General features: G+C 46.4%; 1 protein-coding gene. It reads left to right on the top strand.

Going from position 1 to position 696, the window contains the following annotated elements; all coding sequences use genetic code 11:
- On the top strand, positions 1 to 696 hold a 696-nt coding region (locus tag R7Q48_RS27535; protein WP_318133447.1), incomplete at both ends, for a Na+/H+ antiporter NhaC family protein.

Raw genomic sequence — 696 nt, 5'->3', positions numbered from 1 at the left:
TCGCCGTTGCCATTTCTAAATCTGGTATCACTGACCTGCTCGCAAAAAGCGTGATTAAACGCCTAAACGGCAAAGAAAGTGCAGCATCGACTACTGGCCTTAAATACGCTGTATTAGTGGCGTTAGTGCTCGTAACCATGTCTTCTCAGAACGTAATTCCTGTTCATATCGCCTTTATTCCAATTTTGATTCCACCTCTTTTGGGCGTATTTGCGAAGCTTAAACTGGATCGTCGCTTAATTGCGTGTGTGCTGACTTTTGGTCTGATTACACCTTACATGGTGCTTCCTGTTGGTTTTGGCGGGATCTTCTTAAACAACATCTTGCTGAAGAACCTGCATGACAACGGTTTAGAGAACGTTGTCGCAAGCCAAGTACCAACCGCAATGTTGCTTCCTGGCGCGGGTATGATTTTTGGTTTGCTACTGGCCATTTTTGTTAGCTACCGAAAACCTCGTGAGTACAAAGAAACAGAACTGACGGTGGTTCACGAAACCGACCACAGCATTAACAAACAGCACATCCTAGTGGCTGCACTTGGTATTATTGCCGCGCTTGGTGTTCAGCTTTACACCGGCTCAATGATCATCGGTGCTCTTGCTGGTTTTATGGTGTTCACGTTTGGTGGCGTTATCGCTTGGAAGGAAACCCACGACGTATTCACCAAAGGCGTTCACATGATGGCGATGATCGGCT

The organism is Vibrio sp. 378 (genome assembly GCF_033339435.1).
This window is presented reverse-complemented; position numbering and strand designations above follow the sequence as displayed.